This is a genomic window from Microbulbifer mixtoriginis (SeqCode) (assembly GCF_052468275.1).
This window is the reverse complement of record NZ_CP174341.1, coordinates 4,054,470-4,070,301: the sequence shown is the minus strand read 5'-3', so window position 1 is coordinate 4,070,301 and position 15,832 is coordinate 4,054,470. Positions and strand designations below refer to the sequence as shown.

Annotated in this window: 10 protein-coding genes; 6 read left to right on the top strand and 4 right to left on the bottom strand. The window is 48.8% G+C overall.

Annotation, left to right across the window (positions count from 1 at the left end):
• Window positions 1-486 precede the first annotated feature (486 nt).
• Window positions 487-4,866: a CapA family protein gene (locus ACJJIC_RS17835; protein ID WP_445357545.1), complete on the bottom strand. Its 4,380-nt coding sequence runs from the start codon at window positions 4,864-4,866 to the stop codon at window positions 487-489.
• Window positions 4,867-5,440: 574 nt separating this feature from the next.
• Here ACJJIC_RS17835 and ACJJIC_RS17830 point away from each other — a divergent pair.
• Entirely contained in the window at window positions 5,441-6,712 is a 1,272-nt protein-coding gene (locus tag ACJJIC_RS17830; protein WP_445357544.1) for an MDR family MFS transporter, read from the top strand.
• A 139-nt stretch (window positions 6,713-6,851) separates the two neighbouring features.
• On the opposite strand, the gene ACJJIC_RS17825 is transcribed toward ACJJIC_RS17830, so the two are convergent.
• Entirely contained in the window at window positions 6,852-8,888 is a 2,037-nt protein-coding gene (locus ACJJIC_RS17825) for an oxidoreductase (protein ID WP_445357543.1), read from the bottom strand.
• Between the two features lie 212 nt (window positions 8,889-9,100).
• Window positions 9,101-9,994, bottom strand: coding sequence for a LysR family transcriptional regulator (locus ACJJIC_RS17820; protein ID WP_445357542.1), 894 nt, complete (start codon window positions 9,992-9,994; stop codon window positions 9,101-9,103).
• 108 nt (window positions 9,995-10,102) lie between these two features.
• On the opposite strand from ACJJIC_RS17820, the gene ACJJIC_RS17815 reads away from it, so the two are divergent.
• The 5 genes from ACJJIC_RS17815 to ACJJIC_RS17795 all read left to right on the top strand — a co-directional run bounded on the left by ACJJIC_RS17815 (window position 10,103) and on the right by ACJJIC_RS17795 (window position 14,721).
• Window positions 10,103-10,780 (top strand): histidine phosphatase family protein, encoded by a 678-nt coding sequence (locus ACJJIC_RS17815; RefSeq protein ID WP_444898748.1) that lies wholly within the window; start codon window positions 10,103-10,105, stop codon window positions 10,778-10,780.
• Window positions 10,781-10,815: 35 nt separating this feature from the next.
• Window positions 10,816-12,048: an acyl-CoA dehydrogenase family protein gene (locus ACJJIC_RS17810; protein WP_444888407.1), complete on the top strand. Its 1,233-nt coding sequence runs from the start codon at window positions 10,816-10,818 to the stop codon at window positions 12,046-12,048.
• Window positions 12,041-13,096: a phosphotransferase gene (locus ACJJIC_RS17805; protein WP_444909063.1), complete on the top strand. Its 1,056-nt coding sequence runs from the start codon at window positions 12,041-12,043 to the stop codon at window positions 13,094-13,096. The genes ACJJIC_RS17810 and ACJJIC_RS17805 overlap by 8 nt, the downstream gene beginning before the upstream one ends.
• Window positions 13,097-13,166: 70 nt before the next feature.
• On the top strand, window positions 13,167-13,943 hold the full coding sequence (locus ACJJIC_RS17800) for an SDR family oxidoreductase (RefSeq protein WP_252085107.1): 777 nt from the start codon (window positions 13,167-13,169) through the stop codon (window positions 13,941-13,943).
• Window position 13,944: 1 nt separating this feature from the next.
• Window positions 13,945-14,721 carry an SDR family NAD(P)-dependent oxidoreductase gene (locus ACJJIC_RS17795; RefSeq protein ID WP_252085108.1) on the top strand — a complete coding sequence of 259 codons (777 nt, stop codon included), beginning with the start codon at window positions 13,945-13,947 and terminating at the stop codon, window positions 14,719-14,721.
• A 161-nt stretch (window positions 14,722-14,882) separates the two neighbouring features.
• Here the strand turns inward: ACJJIC_RS17795 and ACJJIC_RS17790 are convergent, their stop codons facing one another.
• Window positions 14,883-15,647: a substrate-binding periplasmic protein gene (locus ACJJIC_RS17790; RefSeq protein ID WP_445357541.1), complete on the bottom strand. Its 765-nt coding sequence runs from the start codon at window positions 15,645-15,647 to the stop codon at window positions 14,883-14,885.
• Window positions 15,648-15,832 lie beyond the last annotated feature (185 nt).

The window sequence follows — 15,832 nt, the reverse complement described above, 5'->3', positions numbered from 1 at the left end:
GTTGCATGACTGTTACAGGCTCAACTGAAATCATATTTACAAAAAGGCGCTGTTGGGGAGTGCATACTTATACCCTGAGCGTAATTTTAATGAGGTGAATTATAATTTAGTCAGCGGATTACTGACGGTGGGGTATTAGCTGTCTATTAGTCTGAGGTTTGTTTAGATTAGGATTTTGAAGGATGATTAGTCATGGGGGAGTGCACTGCTGGTCGGGTATTAAGCGATGGCCTTAAGAAGTGGTTAGAGATTTCATGAATTTTATGTTGCAAGCTGATTGGTCATGTTACATTCATAAAAAATTCATATTTTCAAATTTCTTGTCTTTGAAAACGCTGACTTCACTATTTATAACGTTTATGAGAAACATACCTCGTTTGAGATAGTTTGCCCCACTTTTTAGTCGCTTGTTATTCTTATGAGATTGAAGATCTTCATGCGTTCCCTTAATGATGACCACTGTAACTTAGTTTGTGTGTTTAGTGATCATATCCAGTTGATATATTGTGGTGGAGAGATGGTTGCTTGTTGCTTGGGCTTCGCATTCAAATTGATTTTTTGAAGTTTAGAAGCTGCCTCTTCAATATTGCCATTCATTGCATAGATGATACTAATTACCGCTGCTATGCGATATAAAACTTCGTTACTTGAGTTTGGTAAACTTATCTCTAATTCTCGATTTGGTAACTGTAGGGAAACCGAGTCATCATTGTCGTTTGCGCATGTTTTATTGATACGGACTTCGGCATTAGTGCTTTCCCCAAATAGAATAACTCTTCGAGCGTGTTTCTTAGCCTTTTTGAATATATAGTCAAAGCATTGAAGGTGTTCTCCAACTATTGCAATAGCAGGACCGGTTAAACCTTCAAAGATCCGGGAGCACAATTTGGCCATGTCGGCTACTGAAGTTGCCATTTGGTTAGTGGACGGTAAATCAATTTCAGTAATTAAAGATATTGTCGGTTTAATACGATGTGTAATTGGCCCAGGCTTCATACTGAGGGCACTTTGCGTAACTTCAATAATCGCAGCTTCATGATCCTTATTTAGACTGGCCAACACACATGGGGCTGCTATGCATGAATTGTCTGCACCGGAATTGGTTAGAACTTTATCCTTTGGACCAAGTGTATGTGTGATCATGTTTCGTATAGGAAGCCCCTCTGATGTTCCAGTAATAGCAATGACTTCACCATCGAAACGCTCGCGGGCTGCAAAACCTAGCTCTATGATCGTCTTAAGAGGGTCATCCACCTTTAACACTGGCAGTCCTTTAGGCAGTCCGGGGATAGGGCGTGAGACTATTGCTCCGGCAATTCGGTCAGCAAACGATGGTAGTTTTTTATGAGAATCCCAGAATTTTGCTGAGACCTTCGGAATCGGCGCATGGTAGGAGCGATCCAAGTTTGTATGTGCAACGAAGAGAACTGGCTCTGATGATGCTTCAATAAGTCCACTATCTGAAACTACACTGCTTACGAACCACTCTTTATCTTTAGGGGGAGGTTCCAGCCAGGTGCCTCCAGAGATAGTGGCCAGCTGTTCTGCATTCCAAGTTTGCCCAGGTAGATGATCATAAATAATGTCTGGAAACTTGGTTCTATAAACTGGAATTTTGCTCTTTTGGTATTCACGTTGCGGAGTGAGGCTTAGTTTGCTCATTACTCCTGGAATAGGTATTGGCTTGATTTTAGTTTTATTGGAAATCAAACCGACATATAGATGTAGCTCCGCATCACTAAGATCTCTGCTTGCAGGGGCTCTAAGCCCAAAAAAATCGCGGTAAATCGTGTTGGGCTCCCAGTGGCTAGTGGGGAGCTGCCAGTCACAGGGGTCGTGGTCCATAGAGGTTCCCCAGCAGGGCATGGAACTCTGCAAAGTTGGTATAGCGCGGAAGTCCAGTCTGAAGTCCTCAGAGAGTTTACTTTCGATTTTCCAAAAGGACTCCACCCATAGCATCTGCCGGGATATTAGCTCTCTAGGAGTTAATTTAACCCCCAGTAGCACTAGAGGGCCAATTTTTTGGGGGGGGATTTGGGCATCAACAGGTACCGAAGGAACCTGCCATTGGGGGTTTATTGGGCGTTTTGCCAATATCTTTTCTTGCCGATAAGTGGTTTTCCTACTAATAGAGAGTTTTCCTGCCAGGCGTGAGGGCGGAGTAAGCTTTAGATTGGCTGTGCCGTCTTCACATAAATGGAGTTGAGTTCCCAGTGACAAACAAATTTGGGAAAACCTTTTACAGTGTGCTTTAGCAGCTTCACCATATAACTGCTTTGAGTAGCCAAAACCAGCTTCAACAGGAGCAAATGTGATTTGCTCAATGCCACTGGTACTTAGATGCAGGCGAAAAACGCCACTATCGGACACGCTTTCACGGATACAATCAAAGAGTAAGTCCCCGGCACCGTGGATAATAGGGCGCTGTTGATATATTTCTATACCTTTTAGATTGTAACTGCCAGAGCCCAGAATACCATCTGCGCCAGCCTCTATAATTTTGTGGGCTGCGATGACTTGCTGCGGACAGGGTTGAGCCTTATGGTTTGCTTCCCAGTGCACGGCTACCAGAACCACCTGGGCTTTCTTGCGAGCTGCAGTAATAAGGGGCCGCAGAGTGTCGTACCATAGCTCTGGTACTGATAGGGGGAGGTGAGCACAACCAGGATGCGTGGGGCCGGCAGCATAACGAGGCTGGGTGGCATCAAGAGAGAATATCGCTACATTGATATTTCCAGCAGGTCTGATTACAGGGCTGAGTGCCTCCTCTAGATTCCTGCCGGAACCTGAATGTCCAATCCCTGTGCAATCAAGCCACTGCCCCTGTTCCATTAATGCGGCAGGCCCATAATCGCCACTGTGATTGTTAGCAGTACAGGCTATATCTATTCCTGCATTAATGAGTATGGACAGCATCTCTGGTCTAGCGCGGTAATAACATGGGGAGGCCTCTCCCTTTGGAATACCCTGCTCACCGCTAGTGGCGATCACGCACTCCAGATTGATAACGCTGAGATCGGCATTATTCATTGCTGGGACATGCCCCAGAACCTGTTCAATGCCCAGCTGGGCTGTACGGTAGTGTTGTCTGCGCCCCAGATTTACATCACCGCCCCAGGCAATCACTGGCCGATCTTGAGCGACAGAGGACGCGGTGGCTTGCCCATCAGTAATGATTTTGGAATGGTATAGATTGGCGGTAGCCCCTGTTTTTTTAGGTGCTTGGGATAAAAGATATTTCCTATAGGCGATCAAGCTAGAAAGACAATGACTCACTTCGTCTAATCTGACCCTGAAGTTTTCATGGCGAGTAAAAAAACTGCCAGTAACTCTTGCCGGATTCTTAAAGAACATGGCAAGCTCAGGCCAAAAATAGCCGTTTAATAGGTGATTGGCCCTTCCATGTAATGCACGATAAAAGTGTTCAAGATCAATTTGGTCCAGTAGATATTGATATGCCTCTTGGGTGCTTAGATCTGAGATCATCTTTGCCGCAGCCACCATTAACTCGAGTAACCTTGGGGATGCAGTTATATGCTTCTCGACAAAGTCCAGAATACTGACAAAGTTACGGATACCGAACTGATAGTATTTTTCCTTCGGCCTATAAATCGTGAGCAGGTTTACACAGTGGCTCACCCAGTGATCGTGAGCGCGCCAGTGCTCAGTCGCTATAAAATGATCCAAGCTTTTCTCTACCAGTGTTAACCAGCGCGGATTCTTATCCCAGCTATAAAGGCATATTAATGCGAAAGCTGCTTTACCCAGAGGGTTATTCGAGGCCGGCTGTTGTTTAATGGTGAAAGAAGAAAACTCCAGAACAAGGGGAAGCTGCCCAGTGTCCAGGTTTTGTAAAAATTCTATGCCCCTGGCTAATTGCTCCATCAGGTCTGCATAAGTCCTGCACTGCAAAGCCTCAGAATATTTAACCAGGGCTAATAGGCTTGCCGCGTTACTAGCTAGGTCAATTTCACTATGCTGTTCTACCCAAAAGGCAGCGACTTCACTTGTGTTTGGGAAAGTTATTTGGATTAATTTAGAGGTAAGATATTTCAATGCCTCCTCTATGGCTTCCAATAGAGAATACTCTTTGGTGACTTCCCAGGCCTCAACCATCGCGCAGATGCTACTTGCGTGGCATAAGTTTTTGTCATTGATGATCTCTTGATCGAAACAGGCATGCCATCCATAGTGAAAATGCCCACTGGGCTTTACCTGACCAGCTAGATAATGGCTGCTACTTTCAATAATCTTTGTAGCATTCTGGCTATCCAGCTCTTCAATAACCCGGCGTCCAGTATTCAATCCCGATTCATATAGGCACAAAGGCTCCAGTTCTTTTTCGCAAAAAAGCCCTGCAGTGGTCAGAAGTACAATGCTTCGTTCATCGGAGAAATCCAGATCTTCTTGCTGGTTAAAACGTTTCTTGAAGTATGAAGTAAAATTCTTTTCATTGAGGAATCCATGCTCGATTTTATCGCCGCCATGTAGCATGGCATTCCCGTTAAGCTCTTGTTCGAGAAAAGCAAATTTGCAATCGACATCCAATGCAAGGCCGTAGCGGAAGTAGGAGCGCTTGGTGTCCTGGAGAAGTTCATGTAAACCGGCAAGAGTCATTGTGCTCCTGCGGGTAACCCAATCTACCCGTAGCCAGCAGGGTTCTATTTTGGAGCTTTTAGCTGCCCTATGGGTAATTTCAGTGAGAGTCTGCCAAGCGCTTGGGAAGTCCTTAGCATGGGTGTGCCGTACTTGAGCTCGTTGCTTGGCGTCACTGATAGAAAAAAAAAGCGTATAGGGTGGGCTGAGATCACGCAGTGCCCGCTCTACCATGGGGCGTGCTCGTCTAAGCATGCTGGATAGGGACATGTCGCTATTATTCTCTGTGGATCGGGGTGACGGCTACATTATTCGTATAGCTTTGCTGGGTAACTAAAAGAGGACTTTCCTGCTGGAGTATAGACATGCGAACAGATTCTGCTGGTAATGAGAGAAATCTTGCAGGAAAAATCTGATCAGATAAATTTTTTATGAATATAGAAAATTAGGTTTTCAAAACTAATCCACTTGGATAGTATTAGGGATACCGCGCTTAAGAATGGAAGGCACGCAAAGTGCCGAAGGTTCTCACAATTAACCCTTAAGCAACTTAAAAGGGTTAACTCCAGGTTGAATGAGTTTGCAGGTTATACGCTTGCCAATCCCTAAAACCCGAAAGGCGACCCTTTCGGGTTTTTTGTCAGAAAACTATTAACCGACCAATTAAAGATTGGTTCTCGCGGTTGATTACCCTGTCGACTTTTAAGGCGGCACATGGGCGTTAAGCCTGTGCGAAGGGTTGTCCTTCCTGGTTTTGTTTGAATTTTACTACCTGGTGCGGAGCTCAAAGAGTCTTAGAGGACCTTTAGAGAACAAGGAAGAAATAGAAGTGGAGTATTAGGCAATGCGTTGGAATTGGTGGCAGAACCTCAGGGGATTTCCTCCTCTGGTCTGGATAATATTAGTAGGCAGTTTTTTTAGTCGTGGCACTTATTTTATGGTTTGGCCCTTTCTGGCCATTCTTCTTTTCAATAAATTTGAGTTGGGTGCAGCGGAAATTGGCTTGATTCTGAGTGCCTCAGCAATTGGTGCGGCGCTATTAGGCTTTTTTGTGGGGGCTTTGTCTGATCGTTATGGACGTCGGAATATCCTGCTATTAGGTTCGCTAATAAACTTATGTTCTTTTGCCCTACTAGCAGTGACCCAGACATTAGCGGGATTTATTCTGGCGATGACTCTTTGCTCAATTGGTCGCGCCGTTTGGGAGCCGCCAGCTAGCGCATTGATTGGCGACTTAATGGATAACCAGGCGAGTCGTGAGTTAGCTCTGCAGCTGCGTTACTTCCTTATTAATGCGGGAGCGGCATTAGGGCCCATTGTTGGTGTCTGGGCGGGGCTTAGTGCGCAGCAGTCCACCTTTGGCTTAACTTCTTTCAGTTATCTGCTTTTGGCGCTGGCGTTTATTTGGGGATTTGCAAAAACAGAGAAGGGACAGCTCTCAAAGAGCAATGGTGATGGTTCTGTCGATTTAGGCAGTACCCTGGCGATATTGCGCAGGGACCAGGTGTTTATGGTGGTGATTTTTGCCAATATTCTCACGATGTTTATCTATGCCCATATGGATTCCAGTCTGGTGCAATATCTGACACGGGCGGAGGCTCCGCGATTGGTTGAGCTGATATCCAGTATGATCTTTGTGAACGCAATGACCATCGTGTTATTGCAGTTTCCACTCATGCAGTTGATGCGCAAGCTGGATATTAATGGGCGAATTATGATCGGGCTGGTGATATTGGCTGCGGCACAAATGTGGTTTGCCCTCAATCCGGTGCACTGGTTTTGGGGCTGGATGGGGGCGACCTTTGTTCTCAGTTTGGCTGAAGCGATTCTCTTTCCAACCATGAGTGTACAGATAGACCGGTTGGCGCCTGAACATTTACGCGGTACCTATTTTGGGGCCTCTTCCTTTTACGCTCTTGGTTGGGCCCTGGCTCCTTTGGCTGGAGGGGTGGTTTTAGAGTGGTGGGGTGGACCGACGCTTTATTGGATGTTGCTGGCGCTTTGCGGTGTCGTATTCGCGCTTTATCGCACAACAGCTTACCTCTCCCGCCCACAGTGGCCGGAGCAGAAAGAGCAGACAATCTCTTCAGGTGAAAGTGCCAAAATCACTGGATAGTTAAAAAGAGGTTTTTCAGATATAGAAATAGATGGTGTCTGTGAGGCATAAAAAACGGGAAATCCAGTATTAAGCATGGAATTTCCCGTTCTGATTTGCCTGAGAAAATCCCCGACAAGAATATTGCCGGGGAATTTTTTTAGATCTCTGCGGCGAGGCGTGAGCCTTGGTCAATGGCGCGCTTGGCGTCGAGCTCCGCGGCCTCGTCGGCACCACCGATTAGGTGGGTCTTTACTCCGCGCTCCTGCAGCGCTTCATAGAGTTTGCGAGCAGGTTCCTGGCCGGCGCAGACAATAATGTTATCCACCTCTAGCAGTCGCTCTTCATCGCCTACACGAACATTCAATCCCTGCTCGTCAATTTTGTCGTAAAGAGCACCGGCAATCATCTCAACCTTGCGGTGTTGCAAGCTGCCACGGTGAATCCAGCCAGTAGTTTTACCCAGGCCCGCACCCACTTTGGTGGTTTTGCGCTGTAGCAGATAAACCTGGCGAGGGGTGCTTACCGCTTCGCGGGGTTTCAGGCCAGAGCGCTGTTCCAGCTCAATATCCACACCCCATTCACTAAAGAACTCTTCTTTATCGCTGGCAACCACTTCCTCTTCGGTAGAGTGGGGGCCGTCGTGAGTCAGGTATTCCGCTACGTCGAAACCGATACCGCCCGCGCCGATAATGGCCACTTTTTCTCCGACTGGTTTCTTGTGCTTCAGTACGTCCAGATAACCCAACACCTTGTCGCTCTCAATACCGGGGATCGGTGGAGTGCGTGGCTCGATACCGGTGGCGATTATCACTTCGTCAAAAGACTGCAGGTCTTCTGCGGTAGCGATAGTGTTGAGTTTGACCTCAACGCCAGTCACTTCCAGGCGACGTTTGAAGTAGCGCAGGGTTTCCTGGAATTCTGCCTTGCCGGGAATCTGCTTGGCGATATTAAACTGGCCACCGACTTTGTCGCTGCCTTCAAACAGGGTTACCTGGTGTCCGCGCTCGGCGGCAACGGTGGAGGCAGCCAAACCAGCGGGGCCGGCACCGATAACAGCAACTTTTTTCACGTTTTCGGTAGGCAGGTAGTTCAACTCTGTCTCATGACAAGCGCGTGGGTTGACCAGGCAGGAGGTGAGCTTCAGCTGGAAGGTGTGATCCAGGCAGGCCTGGTTACAGCCAATACAGGTATTGATTTCATCGGCGCGGCCCTCTGCGGCCTTGTTGACGAAATCGGAATCTGCCAGGAATGGACGCGCCATGGAGATCATATCGGCCTGCCCGGAGGCCAGCACTTCTTCGGCCACTTCCGGCACATTGATGCGGTTACTGGCAACTACCGGGATAGACAGGTGCTGTTTCACCTTGGCGGTAATATCGGTAAATGCGGCGCGGGGTACATTGGTGGCGATAGTGGGAACGCGCGCTTCGTGCCAGCCGATACCGGTATTGATAATCGTGGCGCCGGCTTTTTCGATAGCCTGGCCCAGGGCAACTACTTCGTCGAAGTCACTGCCATCTTCCACCAAGTCCAGCATGGACAGGCGGTAGATAATAATAAAGTCTTCGCCAACAGCCTCGCGCACACGGCGAACGACTTCGATCGGCAGGCGGATACGATTCTCGAAGCTGCCGCCCCACTCATCGGTACGCTTGTTGGTGCGCTTTACGATGAACTGGTTAATAAAGTAACCCTCGGAGCCCATGATCTCTACGCCGTCGTAGCCGGCTTCGCGGGCCAGGGTGGCGCAGCGTACGTAATCATCGATCTGGCCTTCGATTTCCTCACTGGTCAGCTCGCGCGGAGTGAAAGGGTTGATCGGAGCCTGGATGGGGGAGGGAGCAATCAGGTTTTCGTTGTAAGCGTAGCGGCCGGTGTGCAGGATCTGCATGCAGATTTTGCCGCCTTCGGCATGAACGGCCTCGGTCACTTCCCGATGCTGTTGAGCCTCTTCTGGGGTGTTCATTTTAGAGGCACCCTTAAATACGCCACTCTCTTCGTTGGGCGCGATACCCCCCGTTACAATCAGGCCAACGCCACCGCGGGCGCGCTCAGCGTAGAATGCCGCCAAACGGGTAAAGCCACCGGGGTGTTCTTCCAGGTTGGTGTGCATGGAGCCCATCAGCACCCGGTTTTTCAGGGTGGTGAAGCCCAGGTCCAGGGGGGCAAGCATATTAGGGTAGGCTTGGGACATGGCAAAATTCTCTTCTTGTAACCTTTGGGGTTCATTTATATATGCAAAAAAGTGCATATCGTTGCCCAGCAGGATAACAAGAGCCTTTGACGTGAAACAGTGACCTTTCCGGTCGAATTCAGTGATCAATTCCTGACGTTTTATTAAGCTATTTGCGTCCCATTCTCATTTGGCTGAAATGCTTGTTTTTAAAGGGATTTTGCTCTGTTCACTTACACAGCCAAAACCGACAGAAGCTGCTCTCGCAGCCAGCGATTGGCGGGATCTTCTTGTAGATTTTTGTGCCACAAAAGATGCCAGTCCATCAGGGGTATTTGGAACGGCAGTTCAAATAGACGTGCCGAATACTGACTGGCCAGACTCGCCGGTACGGTTAGAGCCAAATCTGTGCGTAATACAATTAAAGGTGCTACTCGGTAGTGTTGTACACGCAGTTTGATGGTGCGTCGCCGCCCCAGTTTGTTCAGTGCTATATCCGCCAGGCCAGGACCCGTGCGCCTACTGGAAACATGGATATGTTCCAGTTGTAAATACTGTTCCAGTGTCAGGCTCGACTCCCCAGCCAAGGGATGCTCATTGCGCAACATACAGAGATAACGGTCCTGGTGCAGGCGCTGTTGTTGCAGTTGGGGCGCTGTCGCCAGAGGGACATCCAGGGCGAAATCCAATGTATTGGCGGCCAGTTCCTTGGCAAGCTGATCCCTGGGAACGTGAAATGACTCTACTGTTACACCCGGCGCTTCTTTTTCCAGGCGCTCTAATAGAGGCGGCAGCAGTAGGGTTTCTGCCATGTCGTTCATAGATAGTCGCAATGTTTTGCGTGCCAGGGCGGGGTTGAATTGGCGGTGTTCATTCAGGCTGGTGCCCAGCAGGGAAAGGGCCTGCTGCACCCTGGGCATGATGGACTCCGTAAGAGGGGTGGGAGTCATGCCGGAGGGGCCGCGAATAAATAATGGGTCGTCCAGGGTACGGCGCAGACGTGCCAGGGCATTACTCACTGCCGGCTGGGTGATATGCAACTGCTCAGCGGCTCGGGTGAGGTTGCCCGAGTTATAAATGGCCTCCAGAACCAAGAACAGGTTCATATCCATTTTTTGCAACTGCATCTGTGCCTCAATCATAACCAGTGTGAATGATCATATATTCGCACAATAAACTTTGATGATTCAAACGAGAGGACTAGGGTTGGAGTTCCATAAAAAGAGGAACTCGCTGTGGCCGAATCAATCGTGGTGCGCCATGGACAGGCGTCCTTCGGCGCCGATGATTACGACAATCTCTCCGATATCGGCTGGCAGCAATCCCGCTGGCTGGGGGAATACTGGCGGGGCACTGGCCAGAAGTTTGACCGGATTTTCTGCGGCAGCCTGCGCCGTCATCGGCAAACTACCGAGGGTATCTGTGCAGGCCTTGGCATCGACTTAGAGGGCCACTTGACGGTGGTTCCCCAATTGAATGAGTTCGACTTCCTTGAAGTAGCTCGCCTCTACAGTGAGAAAAAACCCACAGCTACCCCGGGCCCCAATGCACCCCGTGCCGACTTTTACCGCTTTCTAATGCAGGGCATGCTCGCCTGGTCTGCAGGGGAAATTGCACCGGCAGAGAGTTGGCAGGCATTCGAAAATCGCATTCGTGAAGTTTTGGATTTAATCAGCGATAGCCCCAAAGGCAGTAAAACTCTGGTGGTCAGTTCCGGTGGGGCTATTGCCATGATGGTGCGGCAGGTATTGGGCGGTCCCCCCGAGTCGGTGATCAAACTCAATATGCAGATACAGAATACCGGCACTACCCGTTTTTTCTCTAGCGCAGGGCAGGGGCTCAGCTTGAACAGTTTTAATCACGTGCCTCATTTGGAGAGAGATGAGCGCCACACTTCCGTGACTTACAGCTGAATTAAAACCTACAACACAATTAAAGGTGAAAAGACATGGAGTTTGAATATTCAGAAAAGGTACAGGGCCTGTTGGAGCGGCTCAAAAACTTTATGCAGGAATATGTGTATCCCGCTGAGAGTACCTATATACAGCAGTTGCAGGATGACCCCTGGGGCGAGCCCCCTATTATGGAGGCTTTAAAAGAAAAAGCCCGTGAGGCTGAGCTGTGGAATTTATTTTTACCCGATTCCCGCTATGGTGCCGGCCTTACAAACTTGGAATATGCGCCTTTGGCGGAGGAGATGGGGAAGGTCTTATTTGCCTCAGAAATTTTTAATTGCAGCGCCCCGGATACCGGCAATATGGAAGTGCTGGCCCAGTACGGATCGGAAGCGCAGCGGGAAACCTGGCTGAGGCCATTGCTGGAGGGCAATATTCGCTCGGCATTCGCCATGACTGAACCCAAGGTGGCCTCCTCCGATGCTACGAATATTGAAACTTCTATCGTGCGCGATGACGATGAATATGTGATTAATGGTCATAAATTTTATATTAGTGGCCTGATGAATAAGCGCTGTAAGGTCATGATTGTGATGGGCAAGACCGATCCCACTAATCCGGATCGGCATCGACAGCAATCGCAAATCCTGGTTCCTACAGATACCCCTGGGGTAAAAATAATTCGGCCCATGCAGGTATTTGGCTACGACGATGCTCCGGAAGGTCATGCGGAAGTGATTTTTGAGAATGTTCGGGTGCCTGCGTCTAATCTGATTTTCGGAGAAGGGCGTGGTTTTGAAATTGCCCAGGGGCGTTTGGGGCCGGGCAGAATTCACCATTGTATGCGTTTAATTGGCCAGGCCCAGCGCGCCCTGGAAATGATGGCAGGCCGCGCGGAAAATCGTATTGTATTTGGACGCCCGATGAGCAAGCAGGGCTCAGTGCGGGAGGATATTGCCAGGTCTGCCTGTGAAATTGAGCAGGCACGTTTGCTAACTTTAAAAGCTGCGGCGCAAATGGATCGGCTTGGCAATAAAGCGGCCAAAGACCTGATTGCCATGATTAAAATTGTTGCACCGCAAATGGCCTGCAAGGTGATTGACCGCGCTATCCAGATTCACGGTGCGGCAGGGTTGAGCCAGGACTATAGCTTGGCCCACCACTATGCTTACGCGCGGACAATCCGTTTAGCCGATGGACCAGACCAAGTACATATGATGCAGCTGGGACGTAACCTGGCTGCCCGTTATGCCGCAGAGACTGCACAGGGAGAGGAGCATGTCTGAAACCGTAAAGGAGTCACGTAACTCAGTGGAAGCTTTGCCGCTGGAAAAGTTGCAGGAATACCTCAGCGCAAATGTTGAAGGTTTTTCCGGGCCACTGAAAGTCAGTAAATTTTCCGGCGGTCAATCCAATCCCACCTTTAAGCTGGAAACGCCTTCAAATACCTATGTATTGCGTCGGCAACCCCCGGGAAAACTATTGAAATCTGCTCACGCAGTGGATCGTGAGTTCCGTGTTATGTCTGCACTGGCAGATACCGATGTACCGGTGCCCAAAGTTTTTCATTTATGTGAAGACCGGGATCTGATCGGCTCCATGTTTTACCTGATGGAATACTGTGAGGGGAGGATTTTCTGGAATGCGGCAATTCCCGAGGTGGATGCTCCCACGCGCAGTGCTATGTACGATGAAATGAATCGGGTGCTCGCCGCATTACACAGTCTCAACATCGACGCTATGGGGTTATCCGATTACGGCCGCCCGGGAAACTATTTTCAGCGGCAGCTGGAACGCTGGACGGGGCAATACCGGGCTTCCGAGACACAGCCTATTTCGGCGATGGAAGAGTTGATTGAATGGCTTGGCAGTGCGCTCCCGGAAGACGATGGTCGGATAGCTCTAGTACACGGTGATTACCGCCTCGACAATATGATTTTCCACCCTAAAGAAGCCAAAGTGATCGCCCTGCTGGATTGGGAGCTTTCTACGTTGGGCCACCCATTTGCCGATCTTGCCTATCAGTGTATGCAAATGCGTATGCCTGCTGGGGGTGACAAGATGTCCGGTCTGTTGGGGCTGGATATTGCCTCGCTGGGTATCCCCTCAGAGCAGGCCTATGTGGCCAAGTATTGTGAGCGTATGGGGATTGAGGGCATTGACCACTGGCCTTTTTATTTGGCGTTTAGTTTTTTCCGTTTAGCGGCGATAGTCCAGGGCGTGGCCAAACGCGCACAGGATGGCAACGCCTCTAATCGCAATGCGGCGAGCCTCGGCGCCCTGGTAGCGCCACTGGCACAAACGGCAATGAGCATTGCCAGTGAGGCGAGTTAGTTAGAAGGTCATCTCGATACAATTTATTTCGCTTTTTATTGTGCTTTGGAAAAATGATAAGGATAAAAAAATGGCAAAGAATCTTTTTGATCTCACCGGAAAAATTGCTCTGGTAACCGGTGCTAGCCGGGGTATTGGTGAGGCAATTGCCAAACTTTTGGCTGAGCAGGGCGCCCATGTGCTGGTATCCAGCCGAAAAATTGAAGGCTGTCAGGCTGTTGCCGATGCGATTGTCGATGCCGGCGGTAAAGCGGAAGCGGTGCCTTGCCATATCGGCAATATGGAAGATATCCAGAAAATGTTTTCCGATGTCCGCGAACGCTTTGGGCGGCTGGATATCCTAATTAACAATGCGGCTACCAACCCCTATTTTGGTCATATCCTTGATACCGACCTCGCGGCTTTTGAAAAAACGGTTGAAGTGAATATTCGTGGCTATTTCTTTATGTCTGTGGAAGCGGGCAAGTTGATGCGTGAGCAGGGTGGTGGTGTGATTGTGAATACTGCCTCGGTCAATGCCCTGCAGCCTGGTGTGGGGCAGGGAATCTATTCCATCACCAAGGCGGCAGTAGTCAATATGACCAAAGCCTTTGCCAAGGAGTGTGCCCAGTTCAATATCCGTGTTAATGCCCTATTGCCTGGGCTGACCAAAACCAAGTTTGCCGGGGCTCTCTTCACCCACGAGGATATTTATAAAACCGCAATCGGCCATATCCCTATGCACCGTCACGCCGAGCCTGAGGAGATGGCGGGTACAGTACTCTACTTAGTTTCCAACGCCTCCAGTTACACCACGGGCGAATGCGTAGTGGTGGATGGCGGAATGACTTCCTGTGGGGGAATTTAATATGCAAGATCCAATATTGGATTTCGACAACCAGGTTGCCCTAATTACCGGCGCCGCCAGTGGTTTTGGCAAACTGCTGGCTAAAGAGTTGGGATCTCGCGGAGCGCGCTTGGTACTTGGAGATATTAATGAAGAGGGCCTGATGCAACTCGCTGATGACTTGGGTAGTGATGGTATCCAGGTGCGCGCTCAACGTTGCGATGTTTCCTCTGAAGCGGATTGCGTTGCTCTGGTGCGACTGGCCGAGTCTGAGTTCGGTGGCCTGAATATGGCGGTTAATAATGCCGGTATCGCTCCACCGATGATGTCCCTGAAGCAGACTGACGAAGCGATGATGGACCATCAATACAATGTAAACCTGAAGGGCGTATTTTTCGGTCTCAAGCACCAGCTGCCATTAATGAAAGATCGAGGCGGTGTGGTTCTCAATGTTTCCTCTATGGCAGGGCTGGGGGGGGCACCCAAAATTGCCTCCTATGCTGCCGCCAAGCATGGGGTTATTGGACTGACCAAAACTGCAGCAATGGAAAACGCCAAGTACGGTATTCGGGTGAATGCCATTTGCCCATTCTATTGCCTGACGCCAATGGTGACTTCTGTGGAGGCCCCAGGGGCCAGCCCGGAAGAGGTTCAGGCTTTTCTCGCCGAAGGTTGTCCGATGAAGCGTCTTGGTGAGCCGGAAGAAGTAGTAGCGGCTATGTTAATGCTACTCTCTCCGAAGATGACTTATGTTACCGGCCAGGCACTGGCTGTGGATGGCGGTTTATCGGCTTATTGATAGCTGAGGTGGATCAAAATAGGTGCTGTTAATACCTGCACTGCCACCCCTGAAGATTTATTGCCGAGCAAGGGAGAAGGCAGATAGGTGTTAACAGCCCACAACCTGATATTTTTTGGTTGATGAAAACCAGTCCGCGATGGAGAATCCTAAAAGCAAGCTTATTGCGAAAGGTTTTTGCAGATGTTGGCTTCTGGTGCAACGCTATATCGCTTTAGGAGAGCTTCGTATATTCCTTTATTACATAGCTGTCTGAGACCGTGATTGAAGGCATCTCTGTCTGCTTTGTTTTTAAATGCCATTTTAAATGTCAGAACAGGTACAACGATTGTATGGATATCGACCTCATTCATAGAGTGGCCATCTTTATAGGAGAAATAAGAAAAAATACTTTTATCAATGATTATAATTGAGTTGTCTTCCCTCCAGAATTCCCTTACCTGATCTTGAGAGCTTTCTAATTCTACATAATTCTTTGCACCTATCTTTCCGGGAGAGAAGAGCTGGCTAAATTCTGGCCCAAGATCCTTGTGTGCTCCTGTCCAGGTTATTACGTGGTGTCCTACTAGATCCTTTAGTTGATTGATTTTAATTTGATCTTTTTTACGGCTGATTGCGTAGTTGATAAAAGCTATATAGTCATTTGAATAATAGAGGTCTCTATTATTTTCGTGTACATTCGCTTCAGCCTCTGCCATACCTCGCTCTATTGCTCCAAGAATCTCCCCCCAGCCCATTTGGATAAATGAGATGGTGTAATTTGGAAGAGACTGGGTGATGACATCAACTTCTAATCCACTCCTCGCCTGATTGATGACATAGGGGGGGGCATCCTGAGATATGGCAATTTTCAATTCTTTGGCGTGGCTTGAGAAGGCGAAGCAGATCAGGAGTAGGCTAAGATGCGATAATATTTTTGATGGCATATCGATTTCACTTGCTTAGCGGATATCTGAGGTTAATAGGGTAATGTAGATATATTAGGCTAAAGACAATGTTTTGTTTGATATAGAGTTGTTATCTTTTTCGAAGGGGTACAGGAATATGAGTCTTCAATGTAATAAATTATCAATGAAGATAGTACTCTAAAGGGAATATTCCCAGTCAAAAT